24 protein-coding genes and 2 pseudogenes are annotated in these 24,285 nt (G+C 70.3%); 12 read left to right on the top strand and 14 right to left on the bottom strand.

Features of this window, described 5'->3' with window-relative positions; translation table 11 throughout:
• The first annotated feature begins 61 nt into the window (after window positions 1–61).
• A complete protein-coding gene (locus AB0436_RS10865; RefSeq protein WP_366467424.1) occupies window positions 62–484 on the top strand; it encodes a thioesterase family protein in 423 nt (140 codons plus the stop codon).
• 78 nt (window positions 485–562) lie between these two features.
• Here AB0436_RS10865 and AB0436_RS10860 read toward each other — a convergent pair whose 3' ends face one another.
• The 3 genes from AB0436_RS10860 to AB0436_RS10850 form a co-directional block, all read right to left on the bottom strand.
• Window positions 563–838, bottom strand: a complete 276-nt coding sequence (locus tag AB0436_RS10860) for a hypothetical protein (protein WP_366467423.1) — start codon at window positions 836–838, stop codon at window positions 563–565.
• Between the two features lie 65 nt (window positions 839–903).
• Window positions 904–1,605, bottom strand: a complete 702-nt coding sequence (locus tag AB0436_RS10855) for a hypothetical protein (RefSeq protein ID WP_366467422.1) — start codon at window positions 1,603–1,605, stop codon at window positions 904–906.
• A 319-nt stretch (window positions 1,606–1,924) separates the two neighbouring features.
• On the bottom strand, window positions 1,925–2,164 hold the full coding sequence (locus tag AB0436_RS10850) for a chaplin (RefSeq protein WP_366467421.1): 240 nt from the start codon (window positions 2,162–2,164) through the stop codon (window positions 1,925–1,927).
• A gap of 613 nt (window positions 2,165–2,777) precedes the next feature.
• On the opposite strand from AB0436_RS10850, the gene AB0436_RS10845 reads away from it, so the two are divergent.
• The 3 genes from AB0436_RS10845 to AB0436_RS10835 all read left to right on the top strand — a co-directional run bounded on the left by AB0436_RS10845 (window position 2,778) and on the right by AB0436_RS10835 (window position 6,581).
• Window positions 2,778–3,842: a helix-turn-helix domain-containing protein gene (locus AB0436_RS10845; protein ID WP_366467420.1), complete on the top strand. Its 1,065-nt coding sequence runs from the start codon at window positions 2,778–2,780 to the stop codon at window positions 3,840–3,842.
• A 47-nt stretch (window positions 3,843–3,889) separates the two neighbouring features.
• A complete protein-coding gene (locus AB0436_RS10840; protein WP_366467419.1) occupies window positions 3,890–5,686 on the top strand; it encodes a prolyl oligopeptidase family serine peptidase in 1,797 nt (598 codons plus the stop codon).
• A gap of 61 nt (window positions 5,687–5,747) precedes the next feature.
• Window positions 5,748–6,581 carry an SURF1 family protein gene (locus tag AB0436_RS10835; protein WP_366467418.1) on the top strand — a complete coding sequence of 278 codons (834 nt, stop codon included), beginning with the start codon at window positions 5,748–5,750 and terminating at the stop codon, window positions 6,579–6,581.
• Here AB0436_RS10835 and AB0436_RS10830 read toward each other — a convergent pair.
• The 5 genes from AB0436_RS10830 to AB0436_RS10810 all read right to left on the bottom strand — a co-directional run bounded on the left by AB0436_RS10830 (window position 6,551) and on the right by AB0436_RS10810 (window position 11,857).
• Window positions 6,551–7,621 (bottom strand): hypothetical protein, encoded by a 1,071-nt coding sequence (locus tag AB0436_RS10830; protein ID WP_366467417.1) that lies wholly within the window; start codon window positions 7,619–7,621, stop codon window positions 6,551–6,553. The genes AB0436_RS10835 and AB0436_RS10830 overlap by 31 nt on opposite strands.
• Window positions 7,618–8,196: a SigE family RNA polymerase sigma factor gene (locus AB0436_RS10825; protein WP_366467416.1), complete on the bottom strand. Its 579-nt coding sequence runs from the start codon at window positions 8,194–8,196 to the stop codon at window positions 7,618–7,620. Before AB0436_RS10825 ends, AB0436_RS10830 begins: the two co-directional genes overlap by 4 nt.
• A 392-nt stretch (window positions 8,197–8,588) precedes the next feature.
• The gene (locus AB0436_RS10820) at window positions 8,589–9,656 is read right to left on the bottom strand and encodes an aspartate-semialdehyde dehydrogenase (protein WP_366467414.1); all 1,068 of its coding nucleotides are present in this window, start codon (window positions 9,654–9,656) and stop codon (window positions 8,589–8,591) included.
• Window positions 9,653–10,942: an aspartate kinase gene (locus tag AB0436_RS10815; RefSeq protein WP_366467413.1), complete on the bottom strand. Its 1,290-nt coding sequence runs from the start codon at window positions 10,940–10,942 to the stop codon at window positions 9,653–9,655. Before AB0436_RS10815 ends, AB0436_RS10820 begins: the two co-directional genes overlap by 4 nt.
• A 228-nt stretch (window positions 10,943–11,170) precedes the next feature.
• Window positions 11,171–11,857 carry a winged helix-turn-helix domain-containing protein gene (locus AB0436_RS10810; protein ID WP_366467412.1) on the bottom strand — a complete coding sequence of 229 codons (687 nt, stop codon included), beginning with the start codon at window positions 11,855–11,857 and terminating at the stop codon, window positions 11,171–11,173.
• Between the two features lie 64 nt (window positions 11,858–11,921).
• On the opposite strand from AB0436_RS10810, the gene AB0436_RS10805 reads away from it, so the two are divergent.
• On the top strand, window positions 11,922–13,286 hold the full coding sequence (locus tag AB0436_RS10805; RefSeq protein WP_366467410.1) for a cytochrome P450: 1,365 nt from the start codon (window positions 11,922–11,924) through the stop codon (window positions 13,284–13,286).
• Window positions 13,283–14,053 carry an isocitrate lyase/phosphoenolpyruvate mutase family protein gene (locus AB0436_RS10800; protein WP_366467409.1) on the top strand — a complete coding sequence of 257 codons (771 nt, stop codon included), beginning with the start codon at window positions 13,283–13,285 and terminating at the stop codon, window positions 14,051–14,053. Before AB0436_RS10805 ends, AB0436_RS10800 begins: the two co-directional genes overlap by 4 nt.
• 30 nt (window positions 14,054–14,083) lie before the next feature.
• Here AB0436_RS10800 and AB0436_RS10795 read toward each other — a convergent pair whose 3' ends face one another.
• The gene (locus AB0436_RS10795) at window positions 14,084–14,818 is read right to left on the bottom strand and encodes a DUF4232 domain-containing protein (RefSeq protein ID WP_366467407.1); all 735 of its coding nucleotides are present in this window, start codon (window positions 14,816–14,818) and stop codon (window positions 14,084–14,086) included.
• A gap of 244 nt (window positions 14,819–15,062) precedes the next feature.
• On the opposite strand from AB0436_RS10795, the gene AB0436_RS10790 reads away from it, so the two are divergent.
• From AB0436_RS10790 to AB0436_RS10780, 3 genes are all read left to right on the top strand, one after another.
• Window positions 15,063–15,197 carry a hypothetical protein gene (locus AB0436_RS10790; RefSeq protein ID WP_366467406.1) on the top strand — a complete coding sequence of 45 codons (135 nt, stop codon included), beginning with the start codon at window positions 15,063–15,065 and terminating at the stop codon, window positions 15,195–15,197.
• A gap of 130 nt (window positions 15,198–15,327) precedes the next feature.
• A complete protein-coding gene (locus tag AB0436_RS10785; protein ID WP_366467405.1) occupies window positions 15,328–16,143 on the top strand; it encodes a class I SAM-dependent methyltransferase in 816 nt (271 codons plus the stop codon).
• Between the two features lie 87 nt (window positions 16,144–16,230).
• Window positions 16,231–17,952: an acyltransferase gene (locus AB0436_RS10780; RefSeq protein WP_366467403.1), complete on the top strand. Its 1,722-nt coding sequence runs from the start codon at window positions 16,231–16,233 to the stop codon at window positions 17,950–17,952.
• Between the two features lie 49 nt (window positions 17,953–18,001).
• Here AB0436_RS10780 and eno read toward each other — a convergent pair.
• A pseudogene (gene eno / locus AB0436_RS10775) lies at window positions 18,002–18,393 on the bottom strand (phosphopyruvate hydratase); the annotation flags it as partial.
• Here eno and AB0436_RS10770 point away from each other — a divergent pair.
• Window positions 18,387–18,778 (top strand): annotated as a pseudogene (locus tag AB0436_RS10770) (MarR family transcriptional regulator). The pseudogenes eno and AB0436_RS10770 overlap by 7 nt on opposite strands.
• Window positions 18,779–18,899: 121 nt before the next feature.
• Here the strand turns inward: AB0436_RS10770 and AB0436_RS10765 are convergent.
• From AB0436_RS10765 to AB0436_RS10750, 4 genes are all read right to left on the bottom strand, one after another.
• Complete coding sequence (locus tag AB0436_RS10765) at window positions 18,900–19,631, bottom strand: hypothetical protein (RefSeq protein WP_366467402.1); 732 nt, start codon at window positions 19,629–19,631, stop codon at window positions 18,900–18,902.
• 72 nt (window positions 19,632–19,703) lie between these two features.
• The gene (locus tag AB0436_RS10760) at window positions 19,704–20,075 is read right to left on the bottom strand and encodes a hypothetical protein (RefSeq protein ID WP_366467401.1); all 372 of its coding nucleotides are present in this window, start codon (window positions 20,073–20,075) and stop codon (window positions 19,704–19,706) included.
• Entirely contained in the window at window positions 20,072–22,513 is a 2,442-nt protein-coding gene (locus tag AB0436_RS10755) for a hypothetical protein (RefSeq protein ID WP_366467400.1), read from the bottom strand. Before AB0436_RS10755 ends, AB0436_RS10760 begins: the two co-directional genes overlap by 4 nt.
• 96 nt (window positions 22,514–22,609) lie before the next feature.
• Window positions 22,610–23,068 carry an ATP-binding protein gene (locus tag AB0436_RS10750; protein ID WP_366467399.1) on the bottom strand — a complete coding sequence of 153 codons (459 nt, stop codon included), beginning with the start codon at window positions 23,066–23,068 and terminating at the stop codon, window positions 22,610–22,612.
• A gap of 156 nt (window positions 23,069–23,224) precedes the next feature.
• On the opposite strand from AB0436_RS10750, the gene AB0436_RS10745 reads away from it, so the two are divergent.
• Both AB0436_RS10745 and AB0436_RS10740 read left to right on the top strand, forming a co-directional pair.
• A complete protein-coding gene (locus AB0436_RS10745; RefSeq protein ID WP_366467398.1) occupies window positions 23,225–24,073 on the top strand; it encodes a helix-turn-helix transcriptional regulator in 849 nt (282 codons plus the stop codon).
• Window positions 24,070–24,261 (top strand): DUF397 domain-containing protein, encoded by a 192-nt coding sequence (locus tag AB0436_RS10740; protein ID WP_366467397.1) that lies wholly within the window; start codon window positions 24,070–24,072, stop codon window positions 24,259–24,261. The genes AB0436_RS10745 and AB0436_RS10740 overlap by 4 nt, the downstream gene beginning before the upstream one ends.
• Window positions 24,262–24,285: the final 24 nt, after the last annotated feature.

Genomic DNA, 24,285 nt, shown 5'->3' with positions numbered 1-24,285 from the left:
CTCAGCCGAGACGCCGGCACGGTCGGCGCCACCCGCCGTCGAGAGGGTCGAGAGGTACGTCGTGGCAGATCCGTTTTCGGTACGTGTCGAGGTCCGCGGGTACGAGACCGACACGCAGGGCCATCTCAACCAGAGCGTGTACTTGCAGTACGCGGAGCACGCACGCTGGTCGCTGCTTCGCGCCGGGGGCATCAACCAGAGCGATCTGCTGGAGCAGGGCATCGGTCCGGTCGCCCTGGAGACGACCATTCGCTACAAGCGGGAGCTGGTGGCGGGTGACGAGGTCGATGTGAGCTGCGCGTTCGTCTGGGGCAAGGGCAAGACGTTCCGGATCGAGCAGACGATCCGGAAGGTCGACGGCACGGTCGCGGCGGAGCTCACCGCGGTCGGCGGACTGCTCGACCTCACACTGCGCAAGCTGATCAGCGACCCGCAGGAGCGCTTCCGGGCGCTGGCGGGCGACCCGGACGCGTTCGGGCTCTGAGACGGTTGATGGCCGGGCCGGAATCATTCCGGTCCGGCCATCTCCTCGGGTCGCGACTGCTGTGCGGCTGCCTGTTGCTCAGAACGCGGTGTTGTCGCAGCGCATGCCGGAGCCCAGGTGGGTGGGCTGCGCGCCGGGGCCGCCCTCGCCACCGAGCGCGTTGCCCAGCACCCCGTTGAGGGCCCCGACCGCCCCGAGCACGTCGACGTTCATGTCGTGCGTCCTGCACTCGACGCTCTGCCCGACCTCGATGCCCTGGTCCGGCTCGTCGTGGGCGTAGGCGGTGCCGGCGCCGAATCCGCCGACGCTTCCGAGGGCGGCGGCCACCACGGCAGCCTTGTGAAGCATGCGCATCTTGTTCTCCGTTGATCGACAGACGTGCTGAGCAGGGGCCGGCGCACCGGACCCTCCTTGAACCGTCATCCCATTCCGGGCAGGTCCAGCTGTCCCACCGGAGCAGCCGCGACTCGTCCGAGCCCGAACGGGGAGACCTGCGGGACGGCCGGCGCGATCAGCGGGCTGACCAGCGGGTTGACCTGCGGGTTGACCTGCGGGTTGACCTGCGGCCCGGACTGCGGCGAGATGACCCCCGGGGCGGCGAACTGCGGCGCGACCAGCGGGGCCACCTGCGGCGCCGCCTGCGGAGCCACCTGCGGGACGACCCAACGGGACTGCTGCGGGGCCGGAGCCGGGGCGTACTGCGGGGCGGGAGCGTACTGCTGCGGGGCCGGGGCGTACTGCTGCGGGGCCGGAGCCGGGGCGTACTGCTGCTGCTGCGGGGCCGGGGCGTACTGCTGCGGAGCGGGAGCCGGGGCGTACTGCTGCTGCTGCGGGGCCGGGGCGTACTGCTGCGGGGCCGGAGCCGGGGCGTACTGCTGCTGCTGCGGGGCCGGGGCGTACTGCTGCGGGGCCGGAGCCGGGGCGTACTGCTGCTGCTGCGGAGCCGGGGCGTACTGCTGCGGAGCGGCCTGCTGCGGAGCCGGGGCAGGAGCCGGGGCAAGCGCCTCCGGGGCGGCACCGTTGTACCCGACGGGAGCGTCGGCGAAGCTCGTGCCGGCGCCGACGGCGGTCAGACCGCCTGCCGCCGCGACGATGAGCGCGATCCGTTGAAACTTGCGCATGAAACCCTCGGCTCTTCATTTTCTGTATGGAAATCTGACTACGTATTGCTGTCTTGAGTGCACACACAGAGGCAATCCCGGGCTACGCGCCCTGCACACCGCGCGCCAACGGGGCGCTTTCCCGACGGCGGGCCAGGCCCGTTCGCCGTCCCCTCCCGGTGGGTAACGCGTGTTCCCGTGCCTCAGTCACGGAGCCGATGCACCGTCACCCGTTTGCCCGCCCTCGTGAATCATTTCGAGCGATACCGGCCGGCTCACGCAGAACGCCCCGGCAGGCCTGGGCCTGCCGGGGCGCAGCTGGTGCAGCCGATATCAGCCGTCAGCCGTTGACGCAGACGTTGCCGAACGCCGGGTTCAGGGCGCCGATGACGCTCACGGTGTTACCGCAGACGTTGACCGGGACGTGCACCGGAACCTGGACCAGGTTGCCGGAGAGCACACCGGGCGAGCCGGCGGCCACACCCTCCGCGCCGGCGTCAGCGGAGGCGGCCGAGGCGGCCCCCATCACGGTGGCGGCAGCAATGGCAGACAGGGCGGTCATCCGCACGATACGAGACATGGACACAAGCCTTTCCTAGACGTCCTGTACTGAACGCACTCACAGCGGCCGCCTTCGTTGCGGCCTTTTGCGGTCTTCTTCGGAACGCTCGTGCGAGGTGATCGGTTACGCGGTCGGGGTTCACCCGAAGTGATCACGCGGTGAACAGATGTGCGGTTATTCGCAGATGAGGCAAGGTCCGGGCGTTGACCGGCGGCCGCGTTCACCCCCGGCCGGCGACATGGACAGCCTTGATTTCGGCCCAGCGCTCGGCCTGCGCCGGGGTCAGGGTGGAGCGCAGCCCGGCCAGTTTCAGCAGGTTGAAGAGGCTACGCAGCCGGCGGGTGACGGTCCAGACGATCAGCCGCGGGAAAACCGAGAGCGGCGTCGATGAGCTCCCTCATACCGCTCTCCCCCCGTCCCCCTGCGAACCACCCCCGCAGAGCGTCCCGGCGTCGACATACGTTTCCGCACTCCGGCACCGGGACGCCCTCCCCCGTTTCCGCTGTCCCATGATGACCGCCCACCCGACTTGACGCATTGCCGGATCCCGGCAATATTCGAGGTCCCCGCATGCCAGGGCCGCACCCGGCCCGACCGCCGACCGTACCGAGACGAAGATCGGGAGGGAGACGTGTCAGAATCCGAGAGACCCGCGCCCTATCTGGACGGATACGCGCTGATGCTCTCCGAGGTCCTGGCGACCGGCCGGCGTCCGACCCGGGTCGAACTCGATGCCCGCCGGGCCGGCGGTGAACGGGCCGCCGAGGACGGCCGGACGCTGCGCAGCCTCATCGGCGAGCACCTCGCCGCCACCCGCGCCTGCTGGCCGGCCGTACCCACCGGCTCGGCGGCGAGCGCGCTCACCGCGGTGGAGCTGGCGATCGACGCCTTCGCCGAGGGGTACGAACGGGCGCAGCGCGTCGCGGTACGCCAGGAGGAGGCGGCCAGGCGGGAGTTCATCCACGACCTGCTGTACGGCGGCAGCGACCTGGGCCGCCTCGCCCAGCGTGCCGAGCGGTTCGGGCTGCGCCTCTCGCAGACGCATGCCGTCGCGGTGGCGCAGAGCGGCACCGCGTACGACGAGAGCGACCGCGTCACCCGCAGTGTCGGGCTCGCCCTCTTCAGCCGGTTCGGTAATCGCAGCATCCTGCTCACCACCAAGGACGGCCGGCTGATCTGCGTCGCCCCCGGCGACCAGGACGACGTGCTCACCCACTTCGCCAAACAGACGTACGCGGCGACCGATGACGGCGCGCTGATCGCGGTCGGCCGCCCCCACCCGGGCGCCGGCGGTGTCGTGCACAGTTACGAGGAGGCCCTCAACGCCCTCGAACTCGGCGCCCGGATGAATCTGGACGGGCCGGTTCTCCGCGCCGCCGATCTGCTGGTCTACCCGGTGCTCACCCGGGACCGGGACGCCCTGGTCGACCTGGTCCGCAGTGCGCTGGGCCCGCTCCGGCAGGCCCGTGGCGGCGCCGAGCCGCTGGTCTCCACGCTGAACCACTACTTCGAATCGGGCTGCGTCGCGGCCGAGGCGGCGCGTCGGCTGTCGCTGAGCGTGCGCGCGCTGACCTACCGGCTGGAGCGGATCCGTCAGCTGACCGGCGCCGACCCCGCCGACCCGGCGCACCGCTACACGCTGCAGACGGCCGTCATCGGTGCCCGGCTGCTGAACTGGCCCGCCCGGCAGATCTGACCGGAGGCGCCACCCGCTCGGCGGCCGCCGGCCTACACAATGGGCGCATGACAGACGCACACACGACGCCCGACCGGGCCCCGCGGAAGCCCGAGATGCCGTCCTGGGAGAAGCGCTTCAGGGCCCCGCGGGTCGGGCTGCCCGACTGGGCCAAGGACGCGCCGGACCGCTCGCTGTTCGTGTCCAACGCGACCGGCACATACGAGCTGTACGCCTGGGACCGCGCGAGCGGCAAGCAGCGCCAGGTCACCGACCGGCCGAACGGGACCACCGACGGGGTGCTCCCGCCGGACGGCGATTCGGTGTGGTGGTTCGCCGACACCGACGGGGACGAGTTCGGCGTCTGGATGCGCCAGCCCTTCCACGGCGGCCCCGACGAACCCGCGACGCCCGGCCTGGAGCCCGCCTACTCCGGCGGTCTCGCGATCGGGCGGGACGGCACCGCGGTGGTCGGACGCTCGACCGACGAGGACGGGTCCACCCTCCACCTGGTGCGTCCCGGGGCGGCGCCCGTGGAGATCTACCGGCACCGCGAGTCGGCCGGAGTCGGCGATCTGTCGTACGACGGGACGCTCATCGCGATCGAGCACACCGAGCACGGCGACGCCATGCACGCCGCGCTGCGCGTGCTGCGGCCGGACGGTTCGGCGGTCGCGGAGCTCGACGACACCCGGGGCGGTACGCAGGAGCTGGGCCTGCAGGTCCTGGGCTTCGCGCCGGTCGCCGGGGACACCCGGCTGCTCGTCGGGCACCAGCGGCGGGGGCGCTGGGAGCCGATGGTGTGGGACGTGGCGACAGGCGAGGAGACCGCGCTCGCCGTCGACCTGCCCGGCGATGTGAGCGCCGAGTGGTATCCGGACGGCTCCGCGCTGCTGATCGTGCACGGCTTCGAGGCGCGCAGCGAGCTGTGGCGCTACGAGCTCGCCGGGCACCGCCTCGCCCGGGTCGAGACGCCGGCCGGGACGGTGGCCGGGGCTACCGCCCGCCCGGACGGCACGGTCGAGTACCTGTGGTCGTCGGCCGCGCTGCCGCCGGTCGTGCGGTCCACCTCCGGAGCGCCGGGGATGACCGCGCCGGCCTCGGTAGCGGTACGGGACGTATGGGTGGAGGGGCCCGGCGGCCGTATCCACGCCCTGGTGCAGCAGCCCGAGGGGGCCGGTCCTTTCCCCACCGTCTTCGATGTGCACGGCGGGCCGACCTGGCACGACAGCGACGAGTTCGCCTCCGCGCCCGCGGCCTGGGTCGACCACGGCTATGCCGTCGTACGGGTCAACTACCGCGGGTCGACCGGATACGGCCGGGAGTGGACCGACGCCCTCAAGCACCGGGTCGGTCTGATCGAGCTCGAGGACATCGCTGCGGTCCGTGAATGGGCCGTCGCCTCCGGTCTCGCCGACCCGGCGAAGCTGGTGCTCTCCGGCGGGTCCTGGGGCGGCTACCTGACGCTGCTCGGCCTCGGCACCCAGCCGGACGTCTGGGCGGCGGGCCTCGCGGCGGTCCCGGTCGCCGACTACGTCACCGCCTACCACGACGAGATGGAAGCCCTCAAGGCGATGGACCGTACGCTGCTCGGCGGCACCCCGGAGTCCGTACCGGAGCGGTACGCGGCGTCGTCGCCGCTGACCTATGTGGACGCGGTGCGGGCGCCGGTCTTCATCTCGGCCGGGGTGAACGATCCCCGGTGCCCGATCCGCCAGGTCGAGAACTACGTGCAGCGGCTCGCGGACCGGCAGGCGGTGCACGAGGTGTACCGATACGAGGCCGGGCACGGCTCGCTGGTGGTGGACGAACGGGTCAAGCAGGTGGGCCTGGAGCTGGATTTCGCGGCGCGGCACGTGGGGTAGGCCACCCGCCGGGCGGGGTCCGGGGGCAGAGTCCCGTCGGCGGCCACGTACCTTTGGAGGCGTGTACCGGTTCCTGCTGACACCCCGCTGGTGGGGGATCAACGTCTTCGTCCTGCTCGCCATCCCCTTCTGCATCTTCATGGGGTCCTGGCAGCTGAGCAGGTTCGAGGCCCGCGTCGCCACACACGATTCCGACCAGCACCGGCCCGACCCCACGCGTCAGGCGTCCGCCCCGTTGGCGAGTCTGCTGCCGGTGACCCTCGACACCTCGGGCCGCCAGGCGAGGGCCACCGGGCGGTACGGGGCGCAGTTCCTGGTGCCCGACCGGGTCGTCGACGGCAAGCAGGGCTCGTACGTGCTGACCCTGCTGCGCACCGACGGCGGCAAGGCGCTCCCGGTGGTGCGCGGATGGCTGCCGGCGGGTTCGAAGGCGCCGGCCCCGCCCAAGGACGAGGTCACCGTCACCGGGTCGCTGCAGGCCTCCGAGAACAGCGGCACCGACGGGGCGCACACCCAGGGCGGGCTGCCCAGCGGGCAACTCGGGATCATCAGCGCGGCCTCGCTGGTGAACCTGGTGCCCTACCCGGTGTACGACGCCTGGATCACCCTGCCGCACCCTTCGGCGGGGCTGACCGCGGTGCCGGCGGCCGCACCGCAGAACAGCGGCCTCGACCTGAAGTCGTTCCAGAACCTCGGTTACACCGGGGAGTGGTTCGTCTTCGCCGGGTTCGTCGTCTTCATGTGGTTCCGGCTGATCCGCCGCGAGGCCGAGGCCGCCAGAGACCTGGCGCTGGGCCTGGTACCGGAAGGGCCGCCCGGCCCGGAGAACGCACAGCGCACGGACCGTACGGAGAGCCTCGACGATCAGGGTGTGTCGAGCACGCCCGTGCGGTAGATGGTGCCCGCGCACGCGTTGGGGATCGTCGCCTCGGCGGCCGGTACGCCCGGCTCCGCCTCGTGTACGACGGCCACGCTGCCGTCGGAGGTGCCACCGTCGCCGTAGGCCAGCTGCGGGCTGGTGTTGGCGGAGTCCGGCGGTGCCGCGTCCTGGCCGGTGCTCCCCGTGCTGTCGGATCCGCCCGAGGGTGTCGGATCGGGTGACGGCTTCTCGCTGGGGCAGGTATCCGACGGCACCCAGGCGAACTTCACCTCATAGGACTTGGCCGGCTTCAGTACGAGACCGGTCGTCTCCTGCGAGGGATCGGGCAGCCCGGCCGCGGGGTCGCCCGCCGTGTGGTCGACCACGGCGATCCTGGCCGGGTCGGCGGCGCCCATCGCCTGGAAGTTCACGGTGCCCGCGTCGGTGATCGAGCACTGGGTGCCCGAGACGTTCGAGACACGGAAGGTGCCGTAGACCGTGCCGTCGGCGTTGGCCGGCGCGGTCGACGCCGAGGTGACGCCCAACTGCTGGGCGTCACAGATCGGCAGGCTCTTGGCCGATCGGCCGGACGGCTCGCCCGTGCCCGTCGGCGTACCGGCGTGTGGGCCCTTGCCGGGGGCGGACGGCTTGTGCTGCTTGCCGCTTTTGCCGGTCGGGTTGCTGCCCGACGGCGAGTCCTCGGCCTTCTTGCCGCCGCCGTCTCCCTCCGTCGGGCCCGTACTGTCCTGGGGATGGTGGCGGTGTCCCACCGCTACCGGGTTGCTCGGCGGCCCACCGCCCGCCCCGGCCACGTGGATGAAAGCCGGGATCGCGGTACCGACCAGCAGCACGGCCGCGGCCGCGCCGACCAGCACCTGGCGGCGCCGGGCCCGCCTGGCCGGAACGGCCTTGTACAGGTGGTCGAGCGCGTCCTCGGACGGCCGGAGGTCTCTCACCGCGCCGTGCATCAGCCTGCGCAGCGCGATTTCGTCCTCGTCGAGGCCGTCCGTGAAGTGATCCGGCCCTTCGTTCGGCATTCCGTTCCCAGCCTGCTTGTTCCGGTTGATCTCACTCATGCCGGGGCCTCCATGGCCACCCGCAGCGCGGCGATGCCGCGCGAGCCGTAGGCCTTCACCGAGCCCAGCGATATCCCCAGCGCATCGGCGACCTGGGCCTCCGTCATGTCCGCGAAGTAACGGAGCACCAGTACTTCGCGCTGGCGGCGCTGGAGATTGCGCATGGCCTTCTTCAGCGCGTCGCGCTCCAGGAGGTCGTACGCCCCTTCCTCCGCGCTCGCCATGTCCGGCATCGGCTTGGAGAGGAGCTTCAGACCGAGGATGCGGCGGCGCAGTGCGGACCGGGACAGATTGACCACGGTCTGGCGCAGGTACGCGAGCGTCTTCTCGGGGTCCCTGACCCGTTTGCGCGCGGAGTGCACGCGGATGAACGCTTCCTGGACGACGTCCTCGCAGGAAGCCGTGTCGTCCAGCAGCAGCGCGGCGAGACCCAGCAGCGACCGGTAGTGCGCGCGGTAGGTCTCGGTGAGGTGATCGACGGTGGTGCCGACGGCCATGGCGTCGTCAGCGCTCCCGCCGCTCTGGGAGGGAATTCTGGTGGGGCGGGTGGCCGGCACGGGGGCGATCACCGGCATGCCACCGAGCGTACGGGGGCGCCGGAGCGGGCGAACCACTCCGCCACGTCCGGACACCGCTGCGATATCGAGAACCTCTGCCACGCCAGTTGGACACGCTTCCCCCCGTCAGGGTTGTACGCGTATGGCATCGCTTTTGGCGATGTGGCCGACGCCCGCGCGTGTGCTGCCCTCATGCGCACTGCCCCCATGCGTACCGATCTCCCCAATGTCCCTTTCGTGCACGGCCGCTCATGACACCCGCGCAGAATGAGATGAACCCAAAGACGCTGTCGGCACAGCGGTGGTTGCAGATGACCGCAGCTGCCCCGGGGGAGTGAATCGTGTAACAGGCACCCGTCGCAGTTCAAGTGGTGCAGACCAAGGTCTTCCTCACAGTGCGTGCCCGGATTCTACAAAAGCTCCGAGGTCACGAGCTCCGCGGCCACTGCCTCGGCGATCTGAGCCGCGTTCAGTGCGGCGCCTTTGCGGAGATTGTCCGCGCAGACGAACAGCTCCAGTGCCTGCGGATCGTCCATCGAGCGCCGTACGCGTCCCACCCAGGCCGGATCAGTGCCCACCGCGTCGGCCGGTGTCGGGAAATCGCCCGCCTCCGGGTCGTCGAAGAGCACCACCCCGGGCGCGGTCGCCAGGATCTCGTGCGCCCGCGCGATGGTGAGCTCGTTCTCGAAGCGTGCGTGCACCGACAGCGAATGGGTGGTGACGACCGGAACCCGTACGCAGGTCGCCGCCACCGGGAGCTTCGGCCGGTCCAGGATCTTGCGGGTCTCGTCACGGAGCATCAGCTCCTCCGACGACCAGCCGTCCGCAGCGACCGAGCCCGACCAGGGGATGACGTTCAGCGCGATGGGCGCGGGGAAGGGACCGGTGTCGTCCCCGACGGCCCGGCGCACATCGCCGGGGCGGGTGCCCAGTTCGGTGTCCGCGACCAGCTTGGTCTGGCCGCGCAGCGCATCGATCCCGGCATGGCCGGCGCCGCTCACCGCCTGGTACGTCGAGACGATCAGCTCCCGCAGCCCGAACTCGGCATGCAGCGCACCGACCGCCACGATCATGGCCAGGGTGGTGCAGTGCGGGGAGGCGATGATGCCGCGCGGCCTGAGCCGCAGGGCGTGGGGATTGACCTCGGGCACCACCAGCGGCACCGCCGGGTCCATCCGGAAGGCTGCCGAACCGTCCACCACGACCACGCCCTTGGCCGCGGCGATCGGTGCCCACCGAGCGGCGACCTCGTCGGGAACGGCGAAGATCGCGACCTGCACGCCGTCGAGGGCCTCCTCGGTGAGCGGCAGCACCTCGGCTTCCTCGCCGCGCACGACCCGGCTGCGGCCGACCCTGCGCGGCGAGGCGATCAGCCTGATGTCGCCCCAGACGTCGGCATGCTGCGACAGCATCTGGAGCAGAACAGCACCGACGGCTCCGGTCGCTCCGACGACCGCGAGCGTCGGCTTACCGGTCATCGACCGGTGCCCCCATAGACGACTGCCTCGTCCGAGTCGCTGTCGAGGCCGAAGGCGGTGTGCACGGCGCGCACGGCCTCGTTGACCTCGTCGGCGCGGGTGACCACCGAGATGCGGATCTCGGACGTCGAGATCAGCTCGATGTTCACACCGGCGTCGGAGAGCGCCTCGAAGAAAGTCGCCGTCACCCCCGGGTTGGTCTTCATACCGGCGCCGACCAGCGAGATCTTGGCGATCTGGTCGTCGTAGCGCAGCGAGTCGAAGCCGACGATCGCCTTGGACTTCTCCAGGGCGTCGACCGCCTTGCGGCCCTCGTCCTTGGGAAGAGTGAAGGAGATGTCGGTCAGGCCGGTCGACGCGGCGGAGACGTTCTGCACCACCATGTCGATGTTGACCTGGCTGTCCGCGATGGCGCGGAAGATGGCCGCCGCCTCACCGGGCTTGTCGGGAACGCCGACGACCGTGATCTTCGCCTCGGAGGTGTCGTGGGCGACACCGGAGATGATGGCCTGCTCCACCGTGCGTTCCCCTTGTGCTTCGTGTGCTTGGCGTGCTTCGTTGCTGACCCAGGTGCCCTGCAGTCCCGAGAACGACGATCTGACGTGGATCGGGATGTTGTAACGGCGCGCGTACTCCACGCAGCGGTGCAGCAACACCTTCGAGCCGGAACTGGCGAGCTCCAGCATGTCCTCGAAGGAGATCCGGTCGATCTTCCGGGCCTTCCTGACGACCCGGGGGTCGGCGGTGAAGACGCCGTCCACATCGGTGTAGATCTCACAGACCTCGGCGTCAAGAGCAGCAGCCAGCGCGACCGCGGTCGTGTCCGAGCCGCCCCTGCCGAGGGTGGTGATGTCCTTCTTGTCCTGGGACACGCCCTGGAACCCGGCGACGATCGCCACGTTGCCCTCGTCGAGCGCGGTACGGATCCGGCCCGGCGTGACGTCGATGATCCGCGCTTTGTTGTGGACCGAGTCGGTGATGACACCGGCCTGGCTGCCGGTGAACGACTGGGCGTCGTGGCCCAGGTTTTTGATCGCCATGGCCAGCAGCGCCATGGAGATCCGCTCTCCGGCGGTCAGTAGCATGTCGAACTCTCGCCCGGCAGGAATCGGCGACACCTGCTCGGCAAGATCGATCAACTCGTCCGTTGTGTCGCCCATCGCTGACACCACGACAACCACCTGGTTGCCACTCTTCTTGGCGTCGACGATTCGCTTGGCGACCCGCTTGATGCCCTCGGCATCGGCTACGGAGGAGCCTCCGTACTTCTGCACGACAAGGCCCACGTGCGCTCCTCGATCCAGTCATTACTGCGGTCGGCTCAGTCTAGCGAGCGGCCGCACGGCTCCCCCGATGTATCACATCATGAGATGTCCCGCTCACTCAATGATCACCGGAAAGGCGGACACGGCCGCTCGGTCTGGTGCCTGCCCGGGATGGCCCGCCGCACTCGGAACGTGGGGCGGGTCACATCCCGGCCCGGGGGTACTCGGTCATGCTTCCCACTTCGCGGGTCAGGCCTCCCGGGCCACGTCGATGCCGAGCAGTTCCTTGAAGGCCCGCCCGCCGTCCGGTGTCACCCTCAGTGCCCGGCCGCTGCCGATCCGCTCCACCCAGCGCCGGTCGAGGGCGTGCCCGCAGAGTGCCGCGCCGAGCGCGCCCGCCAGGTGGACGCGGCGCTCCGTCCAGTCCAGGCAGCTGCGGACCACCGGCCGGGAGCCCCTGCGGGCGGGCAGCTCGATGCCAAGTCCGGCGAGCCAGACGCGGCCCGGCCCGGTGACGGCGAGCCCCGCCTCGTCGCTGACCAGGCCCCGGCTCAGGATGGCGTCGGTGACGGCCACTCCCAGGTGGCCGGCCAGATGGTCGTAGCAGGTCCGGGCCCGCGCCTCGGCGCTCATCCGGGTCGACTCGCGCAGGTTCCTCGGGGCCGGGGCGACGGACGGGGCATATGCGGCCAGGTCCTCGATCAGGGCTGCCACCGTCGGGTCGGCCAGCCGGACGTAGCGGTGCCGGCCCTGGCGCTCCTCGGCCAGCAGGCCGCCGGCGATCAGTCGGGACAGATGTTCACTCGCGGTGGACGGCGAGACACCGGCCTGCCGGGCCAGTTCACCCGCCGTCCAGGCCCGGCCGTCCAGCAGGGCCATGCAGAACGCGGCGCGGGTCTCGTCCGCGAGCAGTCCGGCGATTCGGGCGAGTGTCATACATCCATCGTGCCCCGGCCACAGTTCGGCCGGGGCCGAACTGTCGGGGTCCTAGCTTGGCGGCATGACCAGCCCCGTGCACGAGTTCGACCATGACCGGGACGTCCGGGCCGCCTTGGCCGACCCGGCTCTCGTCCCGCTGCCGGCCACCGGCACCGGTGCTCCCGGAACCATGGCGTGGCTGCGGGCGACCGTGGCCCGTTTCAGCTCCGGCGACGCACACGCCCGCCGCCGGGCCCTGGTGGAGTCCGATCTGGCCCGCCTGGACCCGGCCGCCCTCCGTAAGGCCGCCGCGTCCGGCCCCGACGGTGACGCCCGCCTGCTGGTGGTCCGTACCCTCGCCCAGGAACTGGGCCTCCCGGACCCCGCCGCCGTCGCGGAGGCGATCCGCCCCGTGGCCCGGGCGTACTTCGGCGGGGACGACCCGGACGCCGACGCGGCGGTGGCCTGGCTGCTGCCCCGTATGCGCCCGGCCGGTACGGAAGCCGGCGGCGGGACCGATGACGGGGCCGATGAGGTGGCCGCCAACCGGATCGGCCTCCTCGTACAGGCCTGCGACGCCACGAGCGGCCTGATCGACCGGGCTGCCGGGGTCGTGCGGCGGGCGGCCGACGACGGCCTGACCGCGTATTCCACCGAATCGCTGCTGACCGAGATCCTGCGCCACGACCCTCCGGTACGGGTGATGCGCCGTCTCGCCGTCCGCGACACCCGCATCGCCGGGACCGACATCGCCCGGGGGGACCTGGTCACCCTGGACATCGCCGCCGCCAACCGGGACCCGGAGGTCTTCCCGGACCCGGAAACCTTCGACCCCGAGCGGACCGGCCCGCTCTCCCTCACCTTCGGCAGCCCGCCCCGCGTCTGCCCAGGCAGGAACCACGCGTCGGCCCTCGCCGCCGGAATCCTGGACCGGGCCCAGGCCGACGATCCGGCCGACGACACCCCTGCCACGGACGACCGTGACCCGGCCCGCGTCGTTGCCGCCATGGTGGAACACGTCCTGGCCCGCGCGTCGACCTGGACGGCCTGGGACGGCCGCCCGTTCCCGGCCGACGACCGCGTCTACACCCCGCACAAGGCGATCCGCAGGGTCGCCGACCATCTCGTCGACCACCTCGCCGAGTTGGAGGCCCGCCTCGCCGGTGAGGAACCGCAGCCCGATCACTGGCACGCTTCCACGATCACCACCGACGCGGACCTCGCCCCGTTCACCCGGCATGACCTCGACGAGGCCCGCAGCCGGCTGACCCGCCTTGCCCGGATCTGGACGAACCGGCTGCACACCCTGACGCCCGAGCAGCTCGACCACTCGCCCGGAGCCGGCTGGACCTTCCGCCAACTCGCCTTCCACCTCATGGGATCGGCCCATTACGCCGATGCCATCGGCAACCTCACCGCCACCGATACCGACCCGGGGACGCCATGACCGCCTTCGCCGACCTCCATCACACCGACACACCCCTCCTGCTCCCCAACGCCTGGGACCACGCATCGGCGGCGGCCCTCGCCGCCCAGGGCTTCCCGGCGATCGGTACGACCAGCCTCGGCGTGGCAGCTGCGGCCGGCCTGCCCGACGGCAGGGCGGCGACCAGGGACGAGACGCTCCTGCTGGCCCAACGGCTGGGCCAGGGCCCGTTCCTGCTCTCCGTCGACGCCGAGGGCGGCTTCAGCGACGACCCGGCCGAGGTCGCCGAATTGGCGCGCCGACTGGCCGCCGCCGGGGCGGTGGGCATCAACCTGGAGGACGGCCGGGGCGACGGCACGCTCACCCCCATGGACCTGCACGCGGCCAAAATCGCCGCAGTGAAGACCGCCGTACCGGACCTCTTCGTCAACGCCCGTACCGACACCCGCTGGCTGAACACCCACCGGTCCGAAACGGCCCCCCGGCTCGCCGCCTACCGCGAGGCGGGCGCCGACGGCGTCTTCGTCCCGGGCCTCTCCGTCCCGGCCGACATCGCCGCCCTGGTCGATCTCCTCGGCGCGCTCCCGCTGAACGTCCTCTACTCCCCCTCGGGCCCCAGCCTCACCCAACTCGCCGCCCTCGGCGTCCGCCGGGTGAGCCTCGGCTCCCTGCTGTTCCGGGTGGCGCTCGACGCGGCGGTGAGCGCGGCAGCGGACGTGCGGGCGGGGCGGCCGGTGGGCGCGAGGGCGACTACGTACGACGCGGTGCAGAGCCTGAGCGGCGGCTGACCCGCACGCGGAGCCCTGGCACGGAGCGACTCACTTGCCGTAGCCGACGTGGTAGCCGACCGGGTCGACGTAGACGTCGGGAGCGTGGCCGCTGGGGGCGGCGATGGTGATCGCCAGGTCGTTGAGATTCACGATCTCCGAGACCTTCTCGTTGGGCGGGGTCACCGACAGCCTGGTGTAGGTCTTGCCGGAGCCGCTGGTGTCGGGGATGTAGTGCAGCAGGAAGCGGGTCTCCTCGCCGGGCGCGATCTTGACGGTGGCCCCCGAGGCATCGGTGCGGGCGGCGTCGGGCCCGGTGTCGCCCAGGCCGTCGGGGCCCACGAGCTGGACGCCCGGGAAGCCGTGCATGGCGCACGCGCGGGAACCGTTGTTCTTCAGGTTGACGACTATTTCGTTCTTGACCCCCGCGGAGGCGGCGCTGAAGCCGAGATCGTCGGTCTTGCACATGGCGCCCGACGCCGCGGACTGGGTCCTGGCGGCGTTCGCTGCGTTACCCGCCTTCGAGCCGTTGGATGAGCCGGTGGAGGAGCCGGACGATGAGGAGCCGGTGGAGGAGCCGGGCGATGAGGAGCCGGTGGAGGAGCCGGACGCGGCGGAACCCGATGTCGAGCCCTGTCCGTCGGTGGAGCCGGTGGAGCCGCTCACGGCGGTGGACGCGCCGGTCTTGGCGGAGGCACTCGATCCGTCGCTGCCGCCGCACGCGGTCAGCGAGAGGCCGGCAGCGGCGACGACGAGGGCGAGGGCGGAGATCTTCTTGGCGCGCATCGGTACTCCTGGGAAGCGGTGTCGTCCCGCTCGCTCCGGCTGAGCGGGACGCTGTTGTTTCCTAGGACACCTATGACTTGGCGAGCGGTTGCGACCGGAGTTGGATCAAGACAACCCCGTGACATGCGAGTCGACGCGCCGTGACGGGAAAGCAGGTGAATCTCCTCGACATCCCGCTCACCATCCTCTACTCCCCCTCCGGCCCCACCCTCGCCCAACTCGCCGACCGCTCGGCGTCCGCAGGGTGAGCCTCGGCTCACTGTTGTTCCGCGTCGCACTCGCCGCGGCACTGAGCACGGCGGCCGACGTACGGGCGGGGTGGCCGGTGGATGCGGGCGTGGTCACCTATGACGAGGTGCAGTCCCTGAGCGGCCGGTGATCGCCCCACCGCGTCCGCTGTTGACATCGTGAGCTCGGTTTCACGATGGTGCACCGTGGTCCCTCAAGGCATCCGGCAGTGACAACAATTCACGTGCGGAACGGCTGGGTCGGCCAGTACGGTCGCCGGCATGACCCATGCCGAAACGGACTGGCTTCTGCTCAACCGGGAGAACTGGAACGACAGAGTCCGCATTCACGCCGGCAGCGACTTCTACGACCTGCCCGGGTTTCGGGCAGGCGCATCCACCTTGCGGAATTTCGAACTCGACGAGGTCGGCGACGTGTCCGGCAAGCGCCTTGTGCACCTGCAGTGCCACATGGGCCAGGACACGCTGTCATGGGCGCGGCTCGGGGCAGCTGTCACCGGCCTGGACTTCTCCGACGCCGCAGTGAGGACGGCCCGGGCGCTGGCTGACGATGTCGGCATGACCGACCGCGCCCGATTCGTCGCCTCGGACGTGTATGAGGCGCTCGCTGCCCTCAACCAGGAGTCCTTCGATGTCGTCTACACGGGGCTCGGCGCCCTGGTCTGGCTACCGGACCTGCTCCGCTGGGCACACGTGGCGTCTTCGCTGCTGAACGAAGGCGGAATCCTCTACCTCGCGGAATTCCACCCCCTTACCGATATCTTGGGCGAGGACGGCCGGAGTGTTGAGCAGGACTACTTCCATGTCCAGGCGGAGACTTTCGACTTCCCGCATACGTACACGGACGGCCCCCCGCTCGCCCAGAAACGCTCGGTGCAGTGGCAGCATCCGCTCGGGGACGTGGTGACCGCGCTGGCGCAGGCCGGGCTCCGCATCGAGTTCCTGCACGAGCACGCCACCACACTGTTCCGGCGCTATCCGATGCTGGAGCACTCCGGGACCGGCGAATACGGCTTCCCGCCCGGCCAACCGCGGATCCCGCTGATGTACTCGATCCGTGCGGTGAAGACCGCCTGATGACGAGGGCCGAAGCGGCCGGGGCTGCACAACAGTGGTGCCGGCAGCAGTTGTGCAGGCAGTAAGCGCTCTCTACAATCCTGTTCGGTGAATCCGGAAGCTTTCCTCAAGGACTCCTACTTCGACTACTGTCCCTGGGAATTCACCCGTTGCGCCTCGGCGCAACAGCGTGATGCGCAGGCGGCCCGCCAGAAACACCTGACCGATCAGGGCGCGAGCATTGGCCCGCGGTGCTTCGTCTCCGGGACCGCAGGCGTTTTCGCTGATGTCCTCCGTATGGGCGACGACTCCTACATCGCCGGGCACGCCTACGTGACCGGCGAAGTGACGACCGGGTCCGACTGCACGGTCAACCCCTACGCCGTGGTCCGGGGCCGGATCGTGCTCGGCGACGGCGTACGTATCGGGGCGCACAGTTCATTGCTCGGGTTCAACCATGGCTTCGCCCCTGAACTGCCGGTGCACCGGCAGCCGCTGACCAGCAAGGGCATAACGGTCGGCGACGACGTGTGGATCGGCTCGAACGTCGTTGTCCTGGACGGGGTCACGATCGGCGACCACTGTGTGGTCGGCGCGGGCTCCGTCGTCACGAAGGATCTCCGACCCTGGACGATCGCCGCGGGCAACCCGGCCCGCCCGCTTCGGGACCGCCGCACCGGGCACGCACCACAACACCGTGTGACGACGGGCGGCCCGACCCTGGGGGACGCCCTCGCCCGGTTCGCCGAGCGAGCGAGGAATCAGGCAAGCGAGGTAATCGCACGGTCCTGGGACTGTGATGCGGGCCGGTACAGGGACCGGCCGGGCACGCCGGTGACCGTTCGCGCGCACTGTGACGCCGTCGAGATCGCCGACCTGCTTCTCGCCTCGCCTCCGCCGCAGCTCTCCGGAGCCGAGCACGCCGAGCGACTGCGTTCACTGCAGGACCCCGGCACCGGATTGGTGCCCGGATTCGCGTCTGACGGTGGCCCCGGCGCGCTCTGTGCACCGGCCGCCGACGGCTGGATCGATGACGGCGCTGCCGAGTATCACGTGCTCTCGGTGGGCTACGCCCTCGATCTGCTGGGCTCGCGCTTCGCCCACCCGGTGCACGTGGTGAAAAACATGACGGCGGCTCAGCTCATCGCCAGACTTGAGGCCCTGCCGTGGCAGACCCAGGCATGGTCAGCCGGTGCCTGGGTGGACTGCTGGTCGACTGCCGCGTACCGGAACTTCGAGCTGGTCGTCGATGCTGCCGGGCCGGGCGCACTGGAGGCGTTGTTCGGCTGGCTGGTCAGCCGAGCGGATACGGGGACGGGGCTGTGGGGTGCCGCGGGTCCCCCTGCGGTCGGCCGGTTGCAATTGGTCAACGGCGGTTATCGGCTGACACGTGGCTCCTTTGCCCAATTCGGCCTGCGATTGCCGTACGCGGAGCAGGTGGTGGACACGGTGTTGGCCCACAGCAGCGATCCGCGCTGGTTTGCTGCCGGCCGTGAAAACGCCTGCAATGTGCTGGATGTGGCCCACCCACTGTGGCTCGCCGGCCGGCAGAGCAGCCACCGCGCCGGTGAAGTGCGGGGCTTGGCGGAAGAGCTCCTTCCGCGGGCCCTGGACCGCTGGCAGGACGGCGCCGGATTCGGCTTCGGCCCGGCGGGAGAGGGCGGCGGCGGCCCCGGCCGGGAGCCCGGCCTGCAGGGTACCGAGATGTGGCTCGCCATCATCTGGCTGCTGGCCGACGTCGTGGGCCTGTCGGATCGGCTGGGCTACCGGCCCCGTGGCGTCCACCGCCCGGAGCCGGGCCCTTCGCCCGTGTTCGGACTGCCGTGGTAGGGCTGGCGCCACGCGGGTCCGCACTGGGGATGGGCCGGGGCCGTCATAAATCGGCGTGGGCGCTGCCGTTGGCGATGTTCATCATCGGCAGCGGGAGAAGGCAGGCCTCGGCGCCACCGAGGTAGCGGTAGAGCGGCTGGCGGTGGGCCGCCGCGGCGGCCTCAGCGGCCGCGAGGGAGACGCCAAGGAGCGCATCGGCACCGAGCCGGAACTCGTCGGCCGTGCCGTCGAGTACGGCATCGAGGCCCGCCGATTGTCGGCGTTCACGCCAGACGACCGCTGACGCGATGTCGCCGTTGGCGTGGGCGTGGGCGTGGGCGACCGCACGGTCGACGCCCCCTGCCGTGCCAGCGCCCGCGGAACCCCCGCCGCATTTCCAACGGTTTCGCGTGCGCCGGTGGAGGCGCCGGAGGGCACGGCGGCGCGGCTGAGGGATCCGTCGGTACCGCGATGGGCAAGCTACGCGGCGCGTGAAGCACGAGGACCGGATACCACTCGAGCAGGTCTCCGTGCTCGCCACCCTCGATCGCGACGGGGCCATGACCACCAGCGATCTGGCGGCGGACCAGCGCGTACGGCCCCAGTCCACGGCCCGCGCGGTCGGGCTGCCCTTGGAATGGGGCTCGCCGTCCGCCGGGCGCATCCCACGGACCGCCGCAAGTCCCGGGTGGAGCTCTCCCCTGCGGGGCAGGCCGCTCTGGAGGGGGAGCGCGGGCGCAGGGCGGGCTGGCTCGCCCAGGCCATCGAGCTCGAACTCACCGGCGAGGAGCGCGAGGCGCTGGGGCGCAGCGCCGCCCTGATGGAACGGCTCGCCGCGCGCCAGTGAGGTGCGAGCTCCTTGGTTGGGCACCTTGAGGTGCTGCGTAGCGCCGTGGCAGGTGCCGCAGTCGACTCCGGTGGACCGGTGGCGGAGACGGGCTGCTCAACGCCCTTCAGTACACCGAGGGTCAGCCCTGCGGGTTCTCGGACATGGGCGGTGTGCTGCGCGTCAACGGTGACCACGACTCCGGGGGCGGGCCAAAGGCACGACGACCGGCCCTCACCGTCAGAGTGGCGACGGCAGCGTTGGCGCCACCACCGATCACAGCGCCAATACCGAACGGTGCCACTCGGCCGAGAACGATGATTCCCTGCTTGGTCCCGTACTTCGTGACGAAGTTCGGCCCCAAGATCTTGTTGATCTGACGCAACGTCTCAACTGGCACCTTGCCGACAACCTGACGTCCCCAGTGTTGCCCTGTACGACCCGCGGCCTTACCAATGGTGGAGGAGCCGCTTCCGCCGAGCATGATGCCCATCACGATCGTCCGGCGGCGCTCGATCTCGTCGATGGGAACTCCGTGGACTTCGGCGACCGAGAGCGCGAAGAGCGTGCTCAGCTCAAGAGACGAGAGAGCCTCGCCTGCCGACAGTGCCAGGGCGACTCCCGTGCCGACGCCGGGCGCGGCTGCAGCTCCTCCCACTGCAGCACCCGTCCCGGTCAGGGCGCTGACGTACATCCGCTCCAGACTGCGGATTACCTCTGCTGGTGTCGCCTCTGGATTCCGCTGGCGGGCCCGGGCGATGTTCTTGCGCACCAGTGGGCTCTGATTGTCGATTGCCTTGTTCAGGAGGTCGAGGACCCGCTGCCCACGTCCGGGTTCTTCCGCAACCGGTCCGTCGCTGGCATCTGTTGCCATCTCGGGAACTCCTTAAGTCGTCGTTTTTCAGGCGCATGACAGTATGAGATGAAAATGGCGAGCAGACAGCGACTATGCCGCCAACAAGCCCAGAACGGCAATGACTTCGAGCCGCCATGCCCGTACCTGATCCTGGGTAGGCCCGATTTCGTACTGGTGGTAGTGGCAACCCAGGCACAGCAGCACCCACACCGCCCTCGCCCGGCGGGCGGTCTCCGCCTCGGTGCAGCCGCGCAGGCACAGCATCTGCGCCCGAGTGTTCACCCGCTTGTTCACCCGCTCGATGCTGATCGGCGGGGCGAGCAGCGTGGCGGCGACCGCGATCTCCAGGGCGGTTCGGAGAGCGAAGGCCGCTCCGCGGTACCTCCCTGCTCCCATGGTGGCGGGCGCGTCGGTGAGGAGCCGGTCAGCTGTCGCGATCAGCTGGTCGATGGAAGTGTTCACGACGTGGGTCCTTCCGGCTTGCGTACGGACCGGGCCATGTCACCGATCTGCTGAACAAAGCGGCGGGGGTCCGGCATGGACGTACCACCGGCGTGTGAGCCCTCCTGGCACTTCTTGAAGAGCCCCACCGCGTGCGGCCCGCAACGCGCTGTCAGTTCGCGGTAGACCTCATCGGTGCGGGAGCCGTTGCCGAACAGGCCGAGGGCAGCGATATCGATCAGCTTGACGGCGTCACCGATTACCGCCTCCACGTCGTGCTCCGGCCTCTTGCGCAACCGCAGCCACGCGGCCTCGGCGAAGGCGCGCTCCAGCACCGTCCGGCAGACGCCCGGCAGCACATGGGTCATGGCCTCCGGCGGCAGGTCCCGCGTTTTGGCGAGGTCGCCCGCGTCCTTCAGCGCCTGCTCGATCGGATCGGTCACCCGCCTCACCTTCACCACGGACTTGTCGCCGCGCTCCACCTCGAGCACCGTCACCAGAAGCTCCTGGTTCGTGAACGCGCGCTGCAGCCGGGTGTCGTGGGTGAAGACCACCACCTGCCGGGTCTCGCCAAGGTGATGCAGGACCTTCGCGAGCCCGTGCACCTTCGCGGGGTCCATCGACTGCACCGGGTCGTCGATCACGATGAAGCCGAACGGGCTGCCCGGCGCGGCGGCTCGGGGAAGGAAGAGCGACAGCGCGAGCGAGTGCAGCTCGCCCTGGCTCATGACGCCGAGCGCCGAAGCCTCCTCACCATCGACGGAGACGTCCATCACGAGCTTGCGCGTAGCCGCCCTGTCGATGCCGGTCAGATGCACGCCGTGCAGGTCGACACTGCTCTGCTGCCGGAGCTCCTCCCAGATCTGCTGCGAGTGCGCGGCGAAGGGAGCCAGCCGCTGCTCGCGCAGTTCGCCCGAGGCGTCCTTGAGCCACTTGCGTGCTGCCTTGACCTGGCGCAGCCTCGGCTTTCCGGCTTTGGCTGTGCGAGCCCTGTCGAGCCAGCCCCCCAGCCGCGCGACGCAATGACGCCAGCCCTCATCGAGCCGGTCCAGCTCGCGGGCCGCTTCGTCCCGCAGGCCGGCGCAGGCGTCGGCGAGGACCACAGCCGCCTGCTCGGCGCGGGCGGCAAGCTGCTCGGGCTCTGTGATGTCCCGGCAGGCCGCCCAGTCCTGCCACGGGTCGGCCAGCGGTTCCGGCAGCCAGACCGGTTCCTGGGCGATGAGGTAGCGCACGGCGTCCACCGCGTTCCGCAGCTCACCGCGGGCTTCCTGGGCGGCGGCGGCTTCCCGCCGCAGCATGGCGATCGCCTCCTGCGCCTGGTCGGCCCACGCGTCGTCCAGCGCACGATCGGAACCGCAGACCGGGCAGGCCTCCTCGTCAGGGTGCCGACGGCTGTGCTCCACGGCCTTCGCCAGCAGTTCGGCCCGCTGCCTGGCGTCCTCGGCGCCCGTCGCGTGTACGTCCTCCAGCGCGGCCCGGGCCGCGCGCAGCCGGTCCACGGCCGGGCCGACCCGGTCGAGGTCGGGCCCGACCAGTGCGGCGGTGGCGCGCAGACTACTGAGCCGGCTCTCGTCCGCACCGGGTAGGCCGTCCACCAGCGCGGACAGCGCGTCGAAGTCCGTTCCGCCGGCCGATTCCAGCGCTGCCAGCGCCTTCGTCGCGCGGGGGTCGTCCAGCGCGGACAGATTCTCGATGAGCTCCGGGCGTTCCGCGTCGGCGCTCTTGAGTGCGGCGTTGAGCGTCTTCTCGATGCCCTGAAGCTGGTTGTCGGCGGCGGTGATCTCTCCCAGGCCCAGAATCGAGGCGACCGCGTCGTACATCTCGGCGGGCTTGCCGCTCACCATCCGGTCCAGGTCGGAGTACGACAGGAACGGCCGGTAGTCCGTCAGCGCCTGGCTCCAGCCCGCCTCGGAGAACGCCTGCTTGCCGTGCCCGGGGCGCTTGAACTCGGCCTGGGGGAGGGTGACATCGTCGCCCTGCCAGGTGCAGGTGAGGGTGCTCGGCCCGGGGTCTCCTCCGATGCTGAGCTTCACCTCGACCTTCGGAGCGCCTCCGTCGTGCAGGTTGCGCCAGTTGCTACGCCAGACCGGGTTGAGGCCCGCCCACCGGGTGCTCGTGCCGGTGAACGCGGTCTCGGCGCCCTCGGCGAAGCTGGACTTGCCCGAGCCGTTACGCCCCACGACCAGGGTCACGCCCGGCTTGGGGGTGAGCGACAGCCAGGCCCTCGGCCCGATGCCACGGAACCCGGTGACGGCGACCGAGTCCAGGAACACCCGGGGCGTGGTGGATGCGGCGGAGTCGTCCCCGTCGCCCATCGCCTCCTGAAGCAGTGCCTTCGTCGCGTCGGAGAGAACCGACCCGTCGAGGCGATCGCTGATGAGCCGCGAGACCGTCGGCGGGTCCTCGCTCTGTCCGGACTCCCCGGGGTTCGGTTCGCGGTGTTCCGGCTGTTCCGTCACGGTGCTCTCCCCTGCCTGCGGTGTCGGGTTCTCCCGCATCTGACGGGCCCGGCAGGACGGAACAATAAGGAGACGCGCACGGCCCAATCCACGAATTCACTGATAACTGGGGTTATCACGGGTCGTGTTGGCTCCCACCTCCGCGAACACGGTCTTACCCGGACCCACTCGTTCCTTCACTCCCCAGCGGGCGGCAACGGCCTCGACGAGGACCAACCCGCGACCGCCGTCCGCGTCCTCGGGCCGCCGAACACGGACGGGTTGAGCGGGGTGCGTGTCCGACACCTCGATCCGCACGACGCCCGCGCCCCGGTCGTACAGCAGGCGAAGCTCGAAGTCCCGCCCTGGCACACGGCCGTGCAACACCGAGTTGGCTGCCAGTTCCGCGACCAGCAGCGCTACGGAGTCGGAGGTCGGGCTGCCGTACGGGAAACCCCAGCCGTTCAGTTGATGCGTGGCGAGCCGGCGCGCCAGCCGCGCACCGCGCCGGGTGGCGGAGAAGCGCTGGACGAACGAACGTACGGTGATGGCCCCTTGGGCGCCAGAAGCTGACATATCGCCAGAGTCGTCAGGCCGGGCGCACGCCAACAGGGACGATGCCAGTACAGAGAGATCTGTACTGGTTGACACTCTGGACTGGGTGGGTAACTGCCCGTAACGATGAACGGATAGAGGGCGTTCGCGGAGTACGGGAGCGAAAGGCGGGCGGCGATGACGGCGGACCACGGTGGCGGCGGCACGAACAGCGAACCCGAGATGTCGGACAGCCTCAAGACCTTCGGGGCGGTGCTGAAGGTTTTACGGGACGAAGCACGCCTGACGCAGGAGGAGTTCGCACCTCGGGTGCAGTACTCGGCCCACTACATCGCCAAGATCGAGCAGGGGAAGAGGTTCCCGCCGAGGGAGCTCATCGAGCGGTCGGAGGCCGTACTCGGGCCGACGGCCGGGCGGGTACTGAAGGCGGCGGCGCAGAGCCTTACCCGGAAGGCGGGGCTGGCCTCGTGGTTCCGGCAGTGGGCGGGGATCGAGGAGGAGGCGGTGTCGCTGTATGCGTACGAGTGCCGGGCGATCCCTGGATTGTTGCAGCCGGAGCCGTACGTCCGGGCCATTTTCGAGCGGCGGGTGCCTCCGATCGCGGAGGACGAACTCGAGCGCGAGGTAGGCCTTCGGCTCGACCGTCAGCAGCTCTTCGCCCAGCGGCCGAGTACCACCTTCAGCTTCGTGATCGAGCAGACGCTCCTGGAACGGCACGTGGGAGGCCGCGGCGTCACCGCCGAGGTCATCGATCACCTTTTACAGGTGGGGAGTCGGCGCAATGTTGAGGTCCAGCTGATGCCGATCTGCCAGGAAGACCACGCAGGCGTAGATGGTCAGATGTACCTGGCCGAAACTCCGGATCTCCGATGGATCGGCTACACGGAAGGGCAGCGGTCGAGCAACCTCATCACGGCCCCGAAGGACGTCAGTGTGCTCCTCCAGCGCTATGGCAAACTGCGTTCGCAGGCACTCGATTGCGGAGCTACGGTGAGCCTGCTGAAACAGATGCGAGGAGCCTTATGAGCAGCACACATCTGGACTGGTTCAAGAGCAGCTACAGCGGCAGTGAGAACGACAACTGCATCGAGGTCGCTTACCGTCCCGATTCAGTCCACGTCCGCGACTCCAAGGACACCGGGATCCGCCCCCTCACCGTCTCCCCCGCCGCGTGGTCGGCTTTCACCGCGCACACTGCCGCCCCACGAGTCTGAACGGCGGGGCGCTCGGCTCCACCT

This window comes from Streptomyces sp. NPDC051322, from assembly GCF_040689485.1.
Taxonomy (GTDB): Bacteria; Actinomycetota; Actinomycetes; order Streptomycetales; family Streptomycetaceae; genus Streptomyces.
This window is presented reverse-complemented; position numbering and strand designations above follow the sequence as displayed.

What these genes read in the sequence shown, in the direction of transcription:
- AB0436_RS10750 (WP_366467399.1), bottom strand. Translation starts at nt 23,068, where the DNA reads ATGTCAGCTTCTGGCGCCCAAGGGGCCATCACCGTACGTTCGTTCGTC.
- AB0436_RS10805 (WP_366467410.1), top strand. Translation starts at nt 11,922, where the DNA reads ATGACCAGCCCCGTGCACGAGTTCGACCATGACCGGGACGTCCGGGCC.
- AB0436_RS10850 (WP_366467421.1), bottom strand. Translation starts at nt 2,164, where the DNA reads ATGTCTCGTATCGTGCGGATGACCGCCCTGTCTGCCATTGCTGCCGCC.
- AB0436_RS10820 (WP_366467414.1), bottom strand. Translation starts at nt 9,656, where the DNA reads ATGACCGGTAAGCCGACGCTCGCGGTCGTCGGAGCGACCGGAGCCGTC.
- AB0436_RS10825 (WP_366467416.1), bottom strand. Translation starts at nt 8,196, where the DNA reads ATGCCGGTGATCGCCCCCGTGCCGGCCACCCGCCCCACCAGAATTCCC.
- AB0436_RS10795 (WP_366467407.1), bottom strand. Translation starts at nt 14,818, where the DNA reads ATGCGCGCCAAGAAGATCTCCGCCCTCGCCCTCGTCGTCGCCGCTGCC.
- AB0436_RS10830 (WP_366467417.1), bottom strand. Translation starts at nt 7,621, where the DNA reads ATGAGTGAGATCAACCGGAACAAGCAGGCTGGGAACGGAATGCCGAAC.
- AB0436_RS10860 (WP_366467423.1), bottom strand. Translation starts at nt 838, where the DNA reads ATGCGCATGCTTCACAAGGCTGCCGTGGTGGCCGCCGCCCTCGGAAGC.
- AB0436_RS10810 (WP_366467412.1), bottom strand. Translation starts at nt 11,857, where the DNA reads ATGACACTCGCCCGAATCGCCGGACTGCTCGCGGACGAGACCCGCGCC.
- AB0436_RS10840 (WP_366467419.1), top strand. Translation starts at nt 3,890, where the DNA reads ATGACAGACGCACACACGACGCCCGACCGGGCCCCGCGGAAGCCCGAG.
- AB0436_RS10740 (WP_366467397.1), top strand. Translation starts at nt 24,070, where the DNA reads ATGAGCAGCACACATCTGGACTGGTTCAAGAGCAGCTACAGCGGCAGT.
- AB0436_RS10800 (WP_366467409.1), top strand. Translation starts at nt 13,283, where the DNA reads ATGACCGCCTTCGCCGACCTCCATCACACCGACACACCCCTCCTGCTC.
- AB0436_RS10765 (WP_366467402.1), bottom strand. Translation starts at nt 19,631, where the DNA reads ATGGCAACAGATGCCAGCGACGGACCGGTTGCGGAAGAACCCGGACGT.
- AB0436_RS10745 (WP_366467398.1), top strand. Translation starts at nt 23,225, where the DNA reads ATGACGGCGGACCACGGTGGCGGCGGCACGAACAGCGAACCCGAGATG.
- AB0436_RS10785 (WP_366467405.1), top strand. Translation starts at nt 15,328, where the DNA reads ATGACCCATGCCGAAACGGACTGGCTTCTGCTCAACCGGGAGAACTGG.
- AB0436_RS10855 (WP_366467422.1), bottom strand. Translation starts at nt 1,605, where the DNA reads ATGCGCAAGTTTCAACGGATCGCGCTCATCGTCGCGGCGGCAGGCGGT.